The following is an 18,148-nucleotide window of genomic DNA, read 5'->3' on the forward strand; positions in this document are numbered from 1 at the left end:
TATTAATAAATAAAAATATGAATGGATACTATGGAGCTCGATATACTTATATTTGCTGCTCATCCTGATGATGCTGAATTATCGATGGGTGGTACAATTGCAAAATTAACCGGCGAAGGATACAAAGTCGGTATTGTGGATTTGTCTCAAGGAGAGCTCGGAACGCGTGGCACACCAGAACTCAGGTTAAAAGAAGCTGAGGAAGCCTCCCAAATACTTAAACTGACACACAGGGAAAATCTCGGATTTAAAGATGGTAATCTTAAACACTCCGAAGATTATCTGCGTACATTAATTCGTAAAATACGGGAATACAAACCGAAAATAATTTTTGCGCCCTACTTCAACGACCGCCATCCCGACCATATTGGTGTTGGAAATCTTGTCAAAGAAGCATTCTTCTTTTCGGGATTGCCTAAAATCTCAACAGAGCAGAAAGCTTATCGACCCAAACGACTTTTTTATTATATGCAAACTTATGAATTCAAACCTTCTTTTGTAATTGATATAAGTAAAACGTTCGAAACAAAAATGAATGCCGTGCGTGCATATAAATCTCAGTTCTACAATCCCGACAGTCATGAGCCCGAGACGTTCATAAGTCAGCCGAATTTTCTCAAGTATATCGAAGCACGTGCAAAAGTTTTCGGTTTCAAAATCGGGAAGGATTATGGAGAGCCGTTCTTTTGCGAAGAAGAAATTGAACTTGATATAGTCCAATTAATTAAATAAGGAGTAAGTTAATGAAGGTAGCTTTTATCGGTACCGGATTAATGGGAGAACCAATGGCTTTCAGATTGTTGAAAGCGGGCTACAATTTATTTGTATTTAATAGAACAAAATCCAAAACTGAACGCCTGAAAAAACATCAGGCAAAAGTATTTGATTTGCCTGCTGATGCAATAAGGGAAACATCGGTGATAATTACAATGCTCACGGATTTTAACGCAATAAACGAAACGTTGTTTGCTGAAAGAATTCCCTTCAAAGGAAAAACTTTAATTCAGATGAGTACCATTTCACCAAAGGAGAGTCTTTTACTGAAAAACAGGATCGAGGAATACGAAGGTGAATACATCGAAGCCCCGGTTCTGGGTAGCATCCCGCAAGTCGAAGAAGGGCAGTTAATTGTGATGGTTGGCGCTTCGAAAGATAATTACAATAAGTGGAAAAAGTTATTGAAGAACTTTGGTGACGGGGTTTATCACATCGGTGAGGTAGGAAGTGCTTCGGCGATGAAGCTCGCATTAAATCAAATGATCGCATCGCTTACTTCGGTCTTTTCGATGAGTCTTGGTTATGTCCTTTCGAGTAATGTGGACGTAAATCAATTTATGGAAATTCTTAGAAAGAGTTCGCTATATGCTCCTACATTCGATAAAAAGTTGAATGGGATGCTGAAGAGAGATTTCGATAAAGCGAATTTCCCTTTAAAGCACATGCTAAAGGACATTAATCTTATTAACGAAGAATTTTCAGAAAAAAAAGTAAATACAGAGATTATTGAAAAAGTCAAAAACATACTTCTGCAAGGAATTGATATGAATTTGGCGGATAAAGATTATTCAGCTTTGTTCAATGTGATTTATCCAAAACAAGAATAAATAAAATAAATGAAAAGGGTTTTCCAAGTAAAACAGATTACGATTATAGTTAGTATAGTCTTATCGATGGCAGTTTACTTACTGCTGGAACTTGGTGCTGGAAATGAAAAAGCCGAAATTGTTGCTGCCACGGCTACTTTGATGGCACTACTTTGGATTACCGAATCGATACCACTGGCTGCAACTTCGCTAATCCCGCTTGTAATTTTTCCATTGACTGGTGTAATCTCCGCTAAATCAATTTCCCAGGCTTACATTAATTCGACAATTTTTTTGTTCATAGGTGGGTTTATTATTGCTATAGCAATGGAAAAATGGAAACTGCATAAAAGAATAGCAGTGAACATAATTTATTTGCTGGGGAATTCGCCGGGCAAAATAATTCTCGGTTTTATGCTGGCTTCTGCTTTTATTTCTATGTGGATTTCAAATACTGCTACTGCTGTAATGCTACTACCAATCGGATTGTCAGTAATAAAAAAAGTTGAAGAGGAAAATAAAAACAACGATGTAAAAAATTTTTCAATTGCATTAATGCTCGCAATAGCGTATTCCTGTTCGATTGGAGGGCTTACTACGCCTATCGGGACTCCCCCTAATCTTGTTTTTCAACGTGTCTTCAAGATCAACTTTCCTGAGTATGAGCAAATTACTTTTGCCCGCTGGATGATGCTTGCTCTGCCAATTACAATTACATTGCTTGCGTTTGTGTGGTTTCTATTGAATAGAATAATTTATAGAACTACGGATGAAATTAGTATTGACAGGTTAATTATTAAAGAAGAGAAAAGTACACTCGGTAAATTAAAGGGTGGTGAGAAATCGGTACTGATTATATTTGTCGCCACTTCGCTTCTCTGGATTTTCCGTAGTGATATCAATACCGGTTTGTTTGTAATTCCAGGTTGGACAAAATTGATGCCTAATAGTGAATTTATAGATGATGGCACTATCGCAATTGCAATGGCTCTTCTTCTATTTATGATACCCGTAAGTTATTCTAACAGTGATATAGGATTCGTACTCGAAAGGGATGCTATTAATAAAATTCCGTGGGATATTGTACTTCTATTTGGAGGTGGATTTGGCCTGGCATACGCTTTCGTTGATTCGGGGTTATCTGAAATTATAGGTAAACAATTTATTACTTTAAAAGGACTTCATCCTTATTACTTGATTTTTTCAATTTGTTTGATCGTAACTTTTTTGACAGAACTGACATCCAACACAGCAACGGCGCAAATTTTATTGCCAATTCTTGCATCTCTGGCTTACGAATTAGATATTAATCCAATGTTGTTGATGCTGCCGGCTACGTTTTCTGTCTCGTGCGCATTTATGTTGCCAGTAGCCACGCCCCCTAATGCAATTGTATTCAGCAGCAGAAAATTGGAAATTAAAAATATGGCTTTGCCAGGAGTCATCATAAATTTAATCGGAGCTGTTATTATTACTATAGTTGTGATAATGAATTTTAAAATTAATTAAAGGAGGGGAAAATGACTTATTATAATTCCAAGGTCGTAAATTATTCATTTGACGAAGCAGAGAATAGAATTAAAGGTGCTTTACCAAAGGAAGGATTTGGTGTATTAACTGAAATTGATGTAAAAGATATTCTTAAAAAAAAGATCGACGTTGATTTCAGAAATTATAAGATATTTGGTGCCTGCAATCCACCACTTGCATATAAGGCTCTTTTGATGGAAGAAAATATTGGGGTTTTGCTTCCATGCAATATAATACTTCAAGAAAAACATGATGGCACAGTTCAGGTAAGTGTTGTTAATCCACTGGAATCGATGCAGGCAGTTAAAAATTCTGCTCTGGCAGAATTAGCTTCGGAAGTATCAAAAAAGCTGGAAAGATTTCTTGCTACTTTATAATTAAAATATTGGCAGGTTTTTTTTATACTTGTAATATAGATTATGAAAAAAATTGTATTATGAACATACGTAAATTAAGAGAAGCTGCAGATTTTGTATTTGAACAGAAAAGATACGACGAGGCGTTTTACATCTATGATGCAATTTACAAGAGTATATGGACTGCAATAGGTACAACTCATTCGGCTCTTGCAGGTTTTTCGCAAAACTTTTTGAACTCTAGCTTTAAAGCCTCATATGAATTTAAGAGTATGTTTGTGCCTCAAGCTGTAGAAAGCACTTGTAAGAAGTGGTTCGATATGGATACTGACCAGACACTCAATGAACTGATGTTTACGACATACGGCCACCTTCAATGCATCAGTTATTCGCCTGAACTTTCTGTTACAGTTCCTTCAGACGAAGTTTATAACGAATTCCTTGTGCTCCATACATTAATCCTTGAAATGAGTTCGGACAGATGGGTCAACTCGCTTCTGAAAATAGTTACTCCAGTCGTTGAAAATAATATTTTGATTAAATTAAGACCCAATTTGAAAATTGATACTGTTAAACAGAATCTAATTGAGAACTCCGCAAAAATTAAAGATACCGATTGGTATAATGTTAATTTGTTTATGCTCGATTACCTGTTCAATATTGGTGATAACAGTTCGGAACTTTTCACTTCTGTCAACGACATTGTTGGATTCTATTTCAGACAAAAGACTCACAGAAAGTCTTCCCGAAAAGAGGAGAAAACTTATACACAATATGAGAAATACGAAAAGTACGAGAAATACGAACGCTTTGAAAAGTTTGAAAAAAGAACTTCTTCGGATGATGAGGAATTCGATCCTACAAAAGCAACCGACTTCGAAAAAGCAAAATACTACGGTAAATTGCTGGGCTTATCGGGAAAAGTTACTAAATCATACATACGCAAGCGTTACCTCGACTTAATTTCGAAATATCATCCGGACAGAGTTAGCGATCTTGGAGATGAACTTAAGGTATTGGCAGAGAAAAAAACGAAACAGATCAATGCAGCATACGAATGGTTCAAGCAAAAATATAAACTATAACTAAAAAATAAGGGGGAATTAATGCAACGGCTTGTAATCTTCTTGTTTCTACTTTTCGTCACTCTTAACGCTCAAAACAAAATTATAATCAACGCCGATTTGGGCAAGTACAAAATCGACAAAAATATTTACGGACATTTTTCTGAACATCTGGGCAGATGTATTTATGATGGGTTTTACGTCGGGGACACAAACAAAATTATTCCTAATACCAGAGGCATAAGAAACGATATAGTAAAAGCCCTCAGAAAAATGAAAGTACCTGTACTGAGATGGCCGGGTGGATGCTTTGCCGATACGTATCACTGGAAAGATGGAATTGGACCTAAATCCGAGAGACCGACAATTGTTAATACTTGGTGGGGCGGCGTAACTGAGGATAACAGTTTTGGCACTCATGAATTCATGGATCTGTGTGAGCAACTGGGAGCTGAACCGTATATATCGGGCAACGTTGGCAGCGGAACCGTCCGAGAAATGGCAGAATGGGTACAATACATGAACTTCGACGGCAGAAGTCCAATGAGCGACCTACGCAAAAAAAACGGGAGGGAAAAACCCTGGAACGTTAAATACTGGGGAGTTGGAAACGAAACGTGGGGCTGCGGCGGTCATATGAGACCAGAACATTATGCAGATGTTTACAGAACCTATGCAACTTATTTGCCCGGCAGCTCAAATATTAAATTATTCAGAATTGCCTCGGGTGCCGCTGGCGATGATTACAATTGGACTGAAGTGTTGCTTAAAAATATTCCACTGAATCTTATCGAGGGGATAGGAGTTCATCACTATGCTGTAATTGATTGGAACGCAAAAGGTTCAGCCACCGATTTTACTGAAGACCAATACTTCAGAACAATGCAAGAAGCACTCAAAATGGAAAAGATTGTCGAAGGACATATAAATATTATGGATAAATATGACCCACAAAATCGTGTGGCTCTGGCTGTTGATGAATGGGGTGGCTGGTACGACGTAGAACCCGGTACAAATCCAGGCTTTTTATATCAACAGAATACAATGAGAGATGCGATACTTGCAGGTGCAACTTTGAACATTTTCAACAATCATTGCCGCCGGGTTAAAATGGCTAATCTGGCTCAAACAGTAAACGTACTACAGGCAGTAATTTTGACTAATGAGGAAAAAATAATTCTTACTCCCACCTATCATGTAATGGAAATGTACAACGTTCATCACGACGCAACAATGTTGCCAGTTAATGTAACTTCAGAAAAATATACGGTCAACGGTAAATCCCTTGATGCAATTTCTTGCTCTGCTTCGAAAGATGAAAATGGTAAAATTCATATATCGCTTGTAAATATCGACATTCGCAATAAACACAATGTCGAAATCGACCTGAGAGGTACGAATGTAAGCAAATGCATAGGCAGAATACTTACATCGGAAAAAGTTCAGGATCATAATACTTTTGAAAATCCGGAAAGAATTAAACCCGCTTCATTCAAGGGGTTTAAACTAAGTGGAAATAAACTCCAGGTAGAACTGCCTGCTACATCGGTTGTTGTACTTGAACTGGAATAATTATTTGATATACTCACACCCTTTTTCGAGGGTGTGAGTATTTCTCTAAAAGTTTGCTCTGATTTGAAAATCTATAATGTTTTGTATGTCCTGGCTTCTTCCATCAGAACTTTATATGAATAGCCGTAGCCGAAATCTTTATCGAGTGTAATTTTCCCTTCAAAAGTTAACACCTCGCCTGGATTAACATTTTCATTTGTTGTAATCGTTAAATCGTAGTTACCGTCTTTGCTTGTCCCATCTTGGATATGAACCCAATTTTTGCCCATTATTCCGGAATTAACTTTTATAACTTTGCCTCTAATTTTTACGACCTTATTCTTGTAGGCATCGGATTTAGCATAAAGTTCTGCTATTGTTATTCCGCCAGGAAGTGGTTCCACCTTAATTTCGAGCTTGTCAATTTTAGGTTTTTGGGGTGTTGTAAGTGTCCCCGTCCCGAGTTGCTTTTCTACATAATCGACGAAAAATAGCGAATCAAATACTTTATTCAATTCAGTACTTTTGAAGTTCTTCATCTCCATATAATTGTTGAAATAAATAACTTCACCTTTGTTGAATTCAGCTTTTGGTACTGCTATCCAATATTTATTGCCTTTTTCGTCCACGTTTAGATAAGTGTAATTTTTCACCTGAATAACGTCTTCAACTTTGACAGTATGGGCAAATTCATTTGACTTTTTTGTTGTTTGTTCGGACTGGTCGTTTTTTTGACATCCGAATGCAATGAATAAAAACAATACAATTAATAATTTATATGTTTTCATAATAGACTTCTGTTTATTGATACGAATATATGAAATCTTACGATAAATTTTGCTTATCTTCCTGTATAAAAAAATATGTTTAAAAAAATTTTCATAAAAATATGAACAGTGTCATTCTCGGAAAAAACGAAGAAAGAAGGATTAAAAAAGGACACCTCTGGATTTTTAGCAATGAAATAAGGTTTATCGAAGGCAGTCCTGAAAATGGTGAACTAGTTCAAGTACTGGACAACAGCAGGAAGTTTTTGGGATTGGGTTTCTACAACAAAAACTCGCTGATAAGTGTAAGAATTATAAGCAAGCTGAAGGAAGTTAATTTACATGAGCTATTAAAGGAAAGAATATTGAACGCTTATGCTTACAGGAAAAAAGTATACCCTGAAAGGAATTCTTTCAGACTGATTTACAGCGAAGGCGATTTGATACCGGGATTGATAATTGATAAGTACAATGATACATATGTCTTGCAGGTATATTCGATCGGTATCGAAAAAATTATTAGTATTATAACTGAAATATTGAAGAACGAATTTGGTGCAAAAAATATATTTACTAAAAACGAAGAGTATTTCAGAAAGCTTGAAGGCTTGCCAGTTGAGGATTACGTTTATGAAGGAAGGATGGAAAGGGAAATTATTGATGACGGTTTTGTAAAGTATGAAATTGATTTTTCGGATAGTCATAAAACGGGTTTTTATTTTGATCAATGTGATAACAGACAATATGCGGGACAGTTTTGCAGAGGAATGGATGTGCTCGACTGTTTTTGTAATTCGGGCGGTTTCGGTTTACAAGCGGCTTTTAACAATTGCAACAGTATAACGTTTGTGGATTCTTCAGCAAAGGAAATTCAAAGGGCGGAACACAATTTCAAATTAAATTCTTTTTCTGTCGATGCTTCCTTTGTAGTTGACGATGCTTTCGATTTTCTGAATAAAAAGATTAATGAAGGCAGAAAGTACGACGTGGTAATAATCGATCCGCCAGCTTTTGCAAAAAACAAGAAAAGTCTTCCCACTGCAATTAAAGGCTACGAAAAATTGAACCGATTGGCAATGAGTGTAATAAAAAAAGGTGGCATTCTGTTTACTTCTTCATGCTCTCATCATTTAAAGGACAATGAATTTATTAACGTACTTAACAATGCGGCAAATAAAGTTGGCCATTATGCAAGAATAATTTATTTCAATCACGCATCTCTTGACCATCCGCGTCTTACAGCAATGGAAGAAACCGTCTATCTTAAATTTGCAGGCGTTATACTCGATTGACTTTTATCAACGAGATCGGTATCAGTGCCAGGAAAGCAAGGAATGCACCAGCATAAAAAACGGCCTGAAGTTCGCCTAAACTAAATGCAATTCCCATCAATGCCGGCCCTATCGTTTGTCCGGCTCTTAGAACCATACCATTGACCGACATAAATACCGCTCGGTATTCAAATGGTGCAATACTGCTCAGCAGAGTCTGTATTGTAGGTAAATTCAATCCCTGTCCTACGCCGTAAATGATAATTGATAATATGAGAAGTGATATTGTATGGCTCAGTGACAGAGTAATCAACGCCGTACCGTAAAATAGGAAAGAAATAAACATTATTTTTTTATAAGATAAGATCGTGGATAGTTTACCCAAACGTGAAGAAACTATTGCCGTAGTAAATGACATAATTGACATTATTGTACCGATGTGTGCAGAATTAAACTTATAAGTTTTATTCAATAAAAACGGAAGGTATGTCAAATATGAACCATATAAGAGTATAAAAGTCACAAGACTAATGGAAAAGAGAATTATTGCATCCAGAGATTTAATTGTTCTCAACGCATTGGAAAGATATTCTCTCAATGTCTGTGTGTGGGGAGTTTCTGAGCTGTCAAGATTAGTTATCACAATAAAAGCAACCGGGATTGCAAAGGCTGGCAGAATAAAGACGTAACTCCATCTGATACTGGCAAGCAAACCACCAATTAATGGGTATGCCGAAGTAGCAATACTTAATACGCTTGCATTATACCCCATAGCCGCTGCTCGCTGGCTGCCTTTAAATAAATCCCCTATTAATGTTACATTTAAAGAGCCTAACGAAGCTGCACCAGCTCCTTGTATAAATCTTAGTATTAGGAGGTATTCGAATTTGCCAGCGAAGAAACATGCAATGCCGGCAAATCCAAACAAAAGCAGCGAAGGGACGAGAACATTCTTTCTGCCATATCTGTCTGCGAGTATTCCAAGTATTGGAGTTAATATTACTCCTGGCAGTGTAAAGAAGACGATTAACAAACCGATTTCTTTGCCACTTAAATTGAAATACGCAGCAATATCGGGAAAAGCAGGGGTTATACTCGCTACTCCCATTACTGAGATTAGCGTAATGGCATAAATTATACGCAGGTTTTTATTAACACACAACTTCATCAAATAACCAAGAAATGGATTACAAACATAATAAAACTGACGGATTACGAAATGCTACTCGTCATTGAACGAGCGGCACAAATTAAAATTAGAGAGTTTTCTTCTTAATAAGAAATTGATTTTGTATCGTAAATTTCATTCTTGCTTTTTACACCTCATAATTTACTCACCGTAATATGTTTGATTGGATTTGTCTTAAATATATTCCGATTGAGCGTTGCACACCGACCAATATAAATATCATTGTGTTTAGATAAAAAAGCTTGAGTCGGAGATCGATGAAATTACGCTGATATAATTATTAAGCCCTTAAAATAGATGAAACGATTTTGGAAAATACATAATAACTTGTTTATATCATCAATACGAATCAAATTAAATAACTGGCGTCCTATTATTTAATAAAGAAATTCTGATGGAAAGTACAATTAAGAAAAGAGACCTGAAGATTAATTGTAAAAAAAATAATGATTTATCAAAATGATAAAAGCAATAATGAAAATTATTTTTATTTTTTGTGGGTGTAAATAATCAAATTAAAAGGGCAACAATCAGGGAATAAAATGAAATACGGACATTTCGAAGATCAAAAGAGAGAATATGTAATAACAAAACCAGATACGCCATTGCCATGGATTAATTATCTCGGAACAGAAAGTTTCTTCGGTATAATATCAAATACTGCGGGCGGTTACAGCTTTTATCAGGATGCGCGTTTGAGAAGATTGACAAGATACCGATATAATAATATACCCATGGACAGCAATGGCAGGTATATTTATATCAAAGATGGCGACATGGTTTGGAATCCAATGTGGAAACCGATGAGAGTAACTCTGGATAAATATGAATGCCGCCACGGACTCGGTTATACAAAAATAACCGGTCAAAAGAATGGACTTGAAGTATCCATTCTTTATTTTGTTCCAATCGGTGCGCGCAATGAAGTTTGGCATGTGGAATTAAAAAATATGTCAAACGAAAAAAAGAATATCAGAATGTGGAGCTTTATCGAATGGTGTTTGTGGGAAGCATATGACGATATGACAAACTTCCAGAGAAATTATTCTACGGGACAGGTAGAAGTTGAAGACGGCACAATTTTTCATATAACTGAATACAGGGAAAGACGCAATCATTACGGATATTTTGCCTGTAGCGAAACAGTTTCGGGATATGACACGAGCAGAGATGCATTCGTTGGGCTTCATTACGGACTCGATGCACCCATTGCAGTAATCGAAGGCAAATGCAGAAACAGTATTGCTTATGGATGGCTCCCTATAGGTGTTCATCAAATTGATATTGAATTGAAGTCAAGCGAGTCGAAAAAAATCAATTTCATACTTGGTTATGCCGAAAATCCACCAGAGGAAAAATATTTACCCGACGGAAAAATTAGAAAAGACGAGTTTCTAAAAGTAAAAGAGAAATACCTCGTGTCGGAAAATGTAGAAAAATCATTTTATGAACTGAGGTCTTATTGGGATAGACTTCTTTCGATTTATAACGTAGAGACGGATAACGAGCATGTTAATAGAATGGTAAATATCTGGAATCAGTACCAGTGTATGGTAACGTTCAATATGTCGAGGTCAGCATCGCTTTATGAATCGGGGATTGGAAGAGGTATGGGTTATCGAGATAGTAATCAAGATATTCTGGGATTTGTACATATGATACCCGAACGTGCGCGTCAGCGAATTCTCGATATTGCATCGACTCAACTTTCAGATGGAACATGTTATCACCAATATCAACCTTTGACCAAAAAAGGGAATACCGATATAGGCGGTGGATTCAACGACGATCCTCTCTGGCTTATTTTGTCCACTTCGGCATATATTAAAGAAACAGGCGATATTTCAATACTCGATGAAAAAATCGGATACGCTGATAAACCTGACTCCAGCGCAACATTGATAGACCATCTTCACCTTTCATTGAATTATACTTTGAACAACAGAGGTCCGCACGGCTTACCACTTATTGGGCACGCTGACTGGAACGATTGCCTCAACTTGAATTGTTTCTCGACTACACCGGGTGAAAGTTTCCAATTGGCGGGACACATCGAAAATGATCGTATAGCTGAATCGGTTATGATAGCCGGCTTATTTTGCCGGGCATGTGACGAGATGGCTGCCATTCTTAATTTTATCGGTAAAAATCAGGATGCGGACAATTATAGAAACAAAGCTGCTGAAATGAGAAAAGTAATATACAAGCACGGTTGGGATGGAGAATGGTTCCTTCGAGCTTACGATTCATACGGAGAAAAAGTTGGTTCAAAAGAAAATAAAGAAGGCAAAATCTTTATTGAAAGTCAGGGCTGGTGTGTACTGGGTGGAGCCGGTCTTGATAATGGTTACGCACTCAAAGCGCTCGACAGCGTTAAAAAATACCTTGCTACTCCGAACGGAATAATTCTTCAACAACCCGCTTATTCAATTTACTATCCGCATCTTGGAGAAATTAGTTCGTATCCACCGGGTTATAAAGAAAATGCAGGAATCTTTACTCATAACAATACCTGGATCCAAATTGCTGAAACAATTGTCGGACGGGGCGAACGCGCATTTGAATATTATCTCAGTATTTGTCCTTCAAAAAAGGAAGAACAAATAGATACATATCGCTCTGAGCCATATGTATATAGTCAGATGACAGCCGGTAGAGATGCACCTACTTACGGCGAAGCAAAAAATTCATGGCTTACAGGCACCGCCGCCTGGTCCTTTGTCTCAATTTCACAATATATTCTGGGCATTCGTCCCGACTTCAATGGCCTTATCGTCGATCCGTGTATTCCTTCTCAATGGAAACTGTTAAAAGTAAAAAGAAAATTTAGAAATGCTGTTTACAATATTACAATAAAAAATCCATCGGGTATCAACAAGGGTGTTAAAAAAATTACTCTGGACGGAAATGAGATAGATGATAACAAATTGCCAATTTTAAATGATGGTCAAAATCATGAAGTATTGGTTATATTGGGGATGTGATTTTATTATGGGTATAAATCATCTATTACATTCTTGAACCGTGCGGGGAAATAAAAAAAGTCCGATTAGCTAGGGCGAACTAATCGGACTTGGTGTGTTTATGAGGGGTGTGTTGTGTAATTTCTATGCGTTTGACTCTCTTAAAACGAAATAAGTTTCATAGGGATTAATTTTTCTCCTTATTCGGAGCGCAATTCTCTAAAAATTCCAATAGCTTTCCGAAGAGTTAGCACGATAAACAGAAACATTAATGCCAGTATAACTATAAATAAATTCATCTTATTGCCTTTTTTGATTTCAAAATATCACCATTTTTATAAAGAATTTGTGCCGCTAAGCAACAGAGTGATTTGTATCAACAATAAAATGAATTTTTTCTCACTCTATTATCGTACTTTTTTATTATCAGTTTAGATCTAATCTCTAAAATTCAGGAAGCCTTAGTGTTTTTCAGGAAAGGCGGTACATCAATATTTGTCGAGCTTGCAAAACTAACATAAATTACGTGTTCTAAGTTCAATAATAAATTTAAATATGTTACACGTACCAGAATTATATTTAGGAATATTGGAGCTAATAAAGATTACTCAAAATCAGAGTTTATCAAATCAGATTTTAGTAAAGTAAGTTCGGGATTGCAGGTCAATTTAATTCGATTTAAATTTATTTTTAGTTATAATTTAATGACAAAGCTCCTCTTTTTTGCATTTCCAATCTATGGTGATCAACACGTATTGTAGTTAAAATTATTGTAATTATTATCTCTCATTAATAATATAATTGACTATCTCATTTCAAAATAAAAGTCTCAGTGATTTAACTGAGGCTTATTTTATTTGTAGCGGGGACAGTCCGCACATTTGGGAGGCGGTGAGAAAATATTTAGAAAAAAGATTTAAACTTGATAATGTGCTATAGATTACCCTTCAGTTCTGACAGGGCTTATAATTTCTCCATAGTAAAAATCATTTTTAATAATGAATTATTTTTTCTTAGTCTCGTATACTCGCTTTGCCAATTTTTTCACTAATAAAGTTTAAGATGATTTAAGAGGGAAGCTGAATCTATTCCCTATTCACTCGGTGTCCTCAGAGTTTTCCAATTTTGCTAACGCTCATCGGTTTTAACTACTAGCAAGTCTATTAGAACAAATCGTAAAATACCGTTTTAAGAGATACTACAAACTCTCTCAAGTATTTGCGTTAATGGAATAAAAATATACTCCTTAACGGCGTAGGCAGGCTTGTTAAGCAAAGTTAGAACTGGTATAAAAATTTCACATTATTAAGTATAAGTTTTTTTTACAAAATTATTTTTGAGTTATAATAAAGACTTACACTAAAGTTGCTATCAAAAATATCTAAACAAAAACGATAAAGTATGATTGATGTCTATGTAAAGAAATTTTAAGAAAAATGGCTATAACAGGATAATATTGTAAAGAAAGGTCGGTAATTTTTATATTACCATATCTATAGTTAGAATCAAGTGTTGCTAAATTTTTTGCCTTTAGAATAAAGGTAAAGATTGTAAGTGTGCTATCTATAATTTAAGTCGGGATTGATAAAGTGAACTTATGGTAAGTATATGAATCAATAAAGATGTATCGAAATTGAAAAAAGTGAGTAAACATTGCATAAAATGGTAAAATAAAAGATGCCCTGTATTGATACAAAACGCTATGTGATTATAAAAACACATAAAAATGTCGGAGAATCTTCTTACAATTTTTAAATAGGTCTAATTTGGAGCATTCAAAAAAAATTAGAGAGTTTATCTACTTAATAACAGATTGTTAGTATAACCGAACTGAAAATACCAAATTACATAAGCATGGTAGAGAAGATTTTGCTAAATGAAAGTTAATAAGTAATTTTCTCTTAACATTTAACCTTTCACTCTTTACGTTATAGTAATTAAGTCCATCTTTAAGATAATTATGAAGTATAGATTAAAGGCATGATAAAGAGTTATTTTGGGGTATAAGGGTTCGGAACTATGAAAATCTATGTTCAAATTATCCAGCGAGATATTTTACGTATTAAAAGTCCTTTTGATATAGTGTAGGTATTATGTTAGCAAAATTACAATTATGGACATCATATAGTCGTAAATAAACGAAGCTCTTCTAAAAAATGCTCCTTGAAGGGCATAGACGAAATAATTATTAAATTAACACTTATATTAGAGTCATTCAAAATATTGAATAAAAACTAGAGATAATAAAATATTTGATTCATAAAAAATAGAGTTAAAGCAAAATTAGATTTAGAATATTCTTGATAAGAATACTCTAATGACTAATAGAGTAAAGTGATTAAGAGATATAAAAGCAGATAATATTATCAACCAACGTGAAAAACAATATCAATGGATGTAAAAAGCTAAAGGTATTTATGTATAAAAGTCATGATAAATTTATAAAAGTAATACTTGAAAAGCTCAAAAGAAATTTTACCAGATTTTTGCTACTGTTTCTTCTTTATGTATCGCCTGAAAGACAATAAAGGTATACATTAACTTATGAAAAAATACATTATAAAAAATCGGAAGTAGCTGATTAATTTATTCAAACTAGTTACTTACTTTGAACTAAGTAAAATTTGAAAAAGTTACTTTCAACATGAGTAAAAAAATATTACGAGATCCATCAAAACATGGCGTGTACACTTAGGGTTAGCACCTTTAGCTTAGAGAACATTGTTTCATTCGTATGAAAGATCTTGCATGGAATGAACATAATGCAACTTTTTGTTCAGAATTCTCTATCTATATGGAAGGTTTGCTATAAAATTTTTTAGAGTTGAACAAGTAAATCATTAGACATACAATAGGTCGTCATTACAGAATGAGATATAAAATTCAGTAAATAAATTATATAAAAATAAGTTTATGCAAAGTTAGAGAGGTGCTTGGCTTTATGTTTGTATACGAGATAATAAATCAACAAAAATTATTGGACTAAAACTTAAACTAAAGAAAATTCTCTTGAATCGAATTAATAAAGAAAAGATGTTAAAAAAAAAAATTAGATCAGGAACTTCAAAGTTTTGTCAGGTTCCTCCAAAAAACTAAAAGATAAAAATCGGTGTATATAACATATTTTGTGCTATACATACAAAGCTATTTACCCAAAACAATTTTTCATTATGAATAATATAAGGAACAATACTCTATATGGTCTCACTCTGATCTTTTATGTTTCCTTTTCAAAAGAAGACTGGCAAAATAAAATTCTTGTTATACCAAAAAAATAGGAAGCATCGGTATTAAAGTGTTTACATAAGAAATTCAAATAGAATGCTATTTTTACAAAGTATCAAATTATTAATTAGCAAATCAATAATATTTTGTAGAAGCTGATGTTGAGCTGATGAAAAAACTTTTTTAAGAATTTTTTAAGAAATCAAAATACTTATAAAGTCATTAGGTATTTGTAGCCTTAAAAATCGATGTTGATGATTCTGATTTCTCTGAAATATTATATTGCTAAATTATAGGATTTTTTGGAAATTTAAATTATTAAAAAATATTATGAGTTTATACAAAACTTAAAGATTTCTTGAAGTGTGTCAAAGCTGATAAACAAACAGGAATTATAAAAAGAAAGATATGACAAGATTTTTAATATAGACGAGTTAAATGATAAAGTATAAATTTCTAATAAATATTGCTTAACTTGGTTAGTAATCAAAAAAAAGTATAACCGAAAAAGGTTATGAGTTATAAAAATAAATGGAAAAAAATATGAAAAAATATTCTGGACATAACACAAAAAGGAAAAGACTACTCATAAATGACTTGTACAGGTCAAAACATTCAAATACCCTTTATGTGTCCCACTACTATTTTGCTTTAAATGACGGGAAAGATTTGATTTTTTATTATAATCCTTTCTATTATTGGGATGAATTACCGGTTGAGAAAGTGGATGATACTGTTTGGGAAAATTTGGAAAAAGAATGTGCTGTATTCAGAAATTTTAATCCTGAAAAAGAAAAAAAAGGCAAAGTTTTAAATAAAAGAACACCGCACCCCCGATTTTTCCCTGAAACTCCAAGGATTGGCAACCATTACTCTCTTTTAGGCAATAGAATAGTTTCACACCATCAGCATTTTTATTTCCTTGATGATTATGGTGGCTGCTTTAAAGTCAATACCAAAGACCTGACCCATTATGATATAATAGTTATGCTAAATTGTAATGTGATGACGAGAACACCAAAATATATAAAATCAATTTTTGACCTCGAATGTTTTCGAAAACCTCTAACTTCAAATTCAAATACTATTATTGGTGCAATTATTGGTGATGTAATTGGTTCTGTCTTTGAATGGAGTAACCTAAAAACTACCGAATTTGATTTGTTTAGCCCAAAGTGTGATTTTACAGATGACACGGTATTAACAATTGCCATAGCTGATTGTATACTGAATAAGAAAGATTTTGCCAAGACTATTTGGGAATATGGTAGAAAATACCCTCGACGTGGTTATGGCGGTTACTTCAGAAAATGGTTAAGCCAGGATACATTAAAACCTTACGGTAGTTTTGGTAATGGGTCAGCAATGAGAGTAAGTGCTGTCGGTTTTGCATATGATGACATTGCAACCGTTATGAAAGTAGCTAAAGAGTCAGCGGAAGTAACACATAACCATCCTGAAGGAATCAAGGGAGCACAAGCAACAGCGACGGCAATATTTCTTGCACGACAAGCCAAATCAAAAAACGAAATAAAGGATTTTATATCATCTACTTTTAATTACAATCTCAATTTTACGTTAGATGAAATTCGTCATTCTTACAAGTTTGACGCCACTTGTCAGGGTTCTGTACCTCAAGCAATCGTAGCTTTTCTTGAAAGCTCAGACTTTGAAAGTGCAATTAGACTTGCTATATCTATAGGCGGGGACAGTGATACAATCGCTTGCATAACAGGCGGAATAGCTTCAGCTTATTATAAACAAATTCCTAAAGAAATAATTGATTTTGTAGTTGGCAAACTACCAAACGAATTTATCAAAATAATTAACAAATTTGACGAACAATATTCTGGAAAATAAAATCGCAAATGCAAAATTCATTTATGAAAACTTCTGAAAGCCAATTTATATAACATTACTAGGTTTATTAGTAATTCTTTTTTTAACTATATAGAGAAATACTTCCAAATACTAAATGTTTCATACATGCAATGTTTAGAACAGGTTGAAATTTTTAAATAATTTGACTTTTTCATACTACGTGAAATTAGCAAATTTAGCTCCTACCAGTGCTTACACGAACTCTAAAAAAAGCAAATAAAAAAAGTATTTTTTTCTTCGCTATTTCGCTCAAAAGTGGAGTGCTACTTAAAGTTAGAACGGTTGGTGCACCATAGTTACTGCTTTCTACTTTGTTGAAACTGTTATTTAATTTGTTTTAAGACCAGGATGTAATACTTTGGGAGAGCTTTCATTCCGAAACGCAGGATTTAGTTTTGTGGATGAATTTAAAAAGGTATTAGCAATGCGTTTATAAATCCATTAGCCAACGGATTGAACCTGCAACCTTCGTACAAAAAAAATTCAAAAAGAAAAAGCCTCAGTATTTACCGAGGCTTATTTGTTTGTAGCGGGGACAGTCCGTTAGCCAACGGATTGAACCTGTAACCTTCGCACAAAAATATTAAAAAAGAAAAAGCCTCAGTTATTTACCGAGGCTTATTTGTTTGTAGCGGGGACAGTCCGTTAGCCAACGGATTGAACCTGCAACCTTCGCACAAAAATATTAAAAAAGAAAAAGCCTCAGTATTTACCGAGGCTTATTTTATTTGTAGCGGGGACAGTCCGTTAGCCAACGGATTGAACCTG

At 34.5% G+C, this 18,148-nt stretch carries 11 protein-coding genes; 9 read left to right on the top strand and 2 right to left on the bottom strand.

Translation table 11 applies throughout. The features are described 5' to 3' along the window. Positions 1-21 precede the first annotated feature (21 nt). Genes bshB1 through ACSSV9_RS12975 form a run of 6 tightly spaced genes read left to right on the top strand, consistent with a single transcriptional unit; the run spans position 22 to position 6,105 of the window. On the top strand, positions 22-732 hold the full coding sequence (gene bshB1, locus ACSSV9_RS12950; protein WP_437347679.1) for a bacillithiol biosynthesis deacetylase BshB1: 711 nt from the start codon (positions 22-24) through the stop codon (positions 730-732). An 11-nt stretch (positions 733-743) separates the two neighbouring features. Beyond that, positions 744-1,604: an NAD(P)-dependent oxidoreductase gene (locus tag ACSSV9_RS12955; RefSeq protein ID WP_437347680.1), complete on the top strand. Its 861-nt coding sequence runs from the start codon at positions 744-746 to the stop codon at positions 1,602-1,604. 9 nt (positions 1,605-1,613) lie between these two features. Beyond that, on the top strand, positions 1,614-3,092 hold the full coding sequence (locus ACSSV9_RS12960) for an SLC13 family permease (protein ID WP_437347681.1): 1,479 nt from the start codon (positions 1,614-1,616) through the stop codon (positions 3,090-3,092). Between the two features lie 11 nt (positions 3,093-3,103). Continuing rightward, positions 3,104-3,490, top strand: coding sequence for a DUF302 domain-containing protein (locus ACSSV9_RS12965; protein ID WP_437347682.1), 387 nt, complete (start codon positions 3,104-3,106; stop codon positions 3,488-3,490). 59 nt (positions 3,491-3,549) lie between these two features. Further along, positions 3,550-4,554, top strand: coding sequence for a J domain-containing protein (locus ACSSV9_RS12970; RefSeq protein ID WP_437347683.1), 1,005 nt, complete (start codon positions 3,550-3,552; stop codon positions 4,552-4,554). A 21-nt stretch (positions 4,555-4,575) separates the two neighbouring features. Beyond that, a complete protein-coding gene (locus tag ACSSV9_RS12975; protein ID WP_437347684.1) occupies positions 4,576-6,105 on the top strand; it encodes an alpha-N-arabinofuranosidase in 1,530 nt (509 codons plus the stop codon). Positions 6,106-6,176: 71 nt separating this feature from the next. On the opposite strand, the gene ACSSV9_RS12980 is transcribed toward ACSSV9_RS12975, so the two are convergent. Next, a complete protein-coding gene (locus tag ACSSV9_RS12980; RefSeq protein WP_437347685.1) occupies positions 6,177-6,872 on the bottom strand; it encodes a GW dipeptide domain-containing protein in 696 nt (231 codons plus the stop codon). A 101-nt stretch (positions 6,873-6,973) separates the two neighbouring features. On the opposite strand from ACSSV9_RS12980, the gene ACSSV9_RS12985 reads away from it, so the two are divergent. Beyond that, positions 6,974-8,143: a class I SAM-dependent rRNA methyltransferase gene (locus ACSSV9_RS12985; protein WP_437347686.1), complete on the top strand. Its 1,170-nt coding sequence runs from the start codon at positions 6,974-6,976 to the stop codon at positions 8,141-8,143. Here the strand turns inward: ACSSV9_RS12985 and ACSSV9_RS12990 are convergent. Next, positions 8,130-9,290, bottom strand: coding sequence for an MFS transporter (locus ACSSV9_RS12990; protein ID WP_437347687.1), 1,161 nt, complete (start codon positions 9,288-9,290; stop codon positions 8,130-8,132). The genes ACSSV9_RS12985 and ACSSV9_RS12990 overlap by 14 nt on opposite strands. 563 nt (positions 9,291-9,853) lie before the next feature. On the opposite strand from ACSSV9_RS12990, the gene ACSSV9_RS12995 reads away from it, so the two are divergent. Further along, positions 9,854-12,295, top strand: coding sequence for a glycoside hydrolase family 94 protein (locus tag ACSSV9_RS12995; protein WP_437347688.1), 2,442 nt, complete (start codon positions 9,854-9,856; stop codon positions 12,293-12,295). A gap of 4,290 nt (positions 12,296-16,585) precedes the next feature. Then, entirely contained in the window at positions 16,586-17,359 is a 774-nt protein-coding gene (locus ACSSV9_RS13000) for an ADP-ribosylglycohydrolase family protein (protein ID WP_437347691.1), read from the top strand. Positions 17,360-18,148 lie beyond the last annotated feature (789 nt).

This window comes from Melioribacter sulfuriphilus, from assembly GCF_051488685.1.
In the GTDB taxonomy this organism is placed as follows: Bacteria; Bacteroidota; Ignavibacteria; order Ignavibacteriales; family Melioribacteraceae; genus Melioribacter.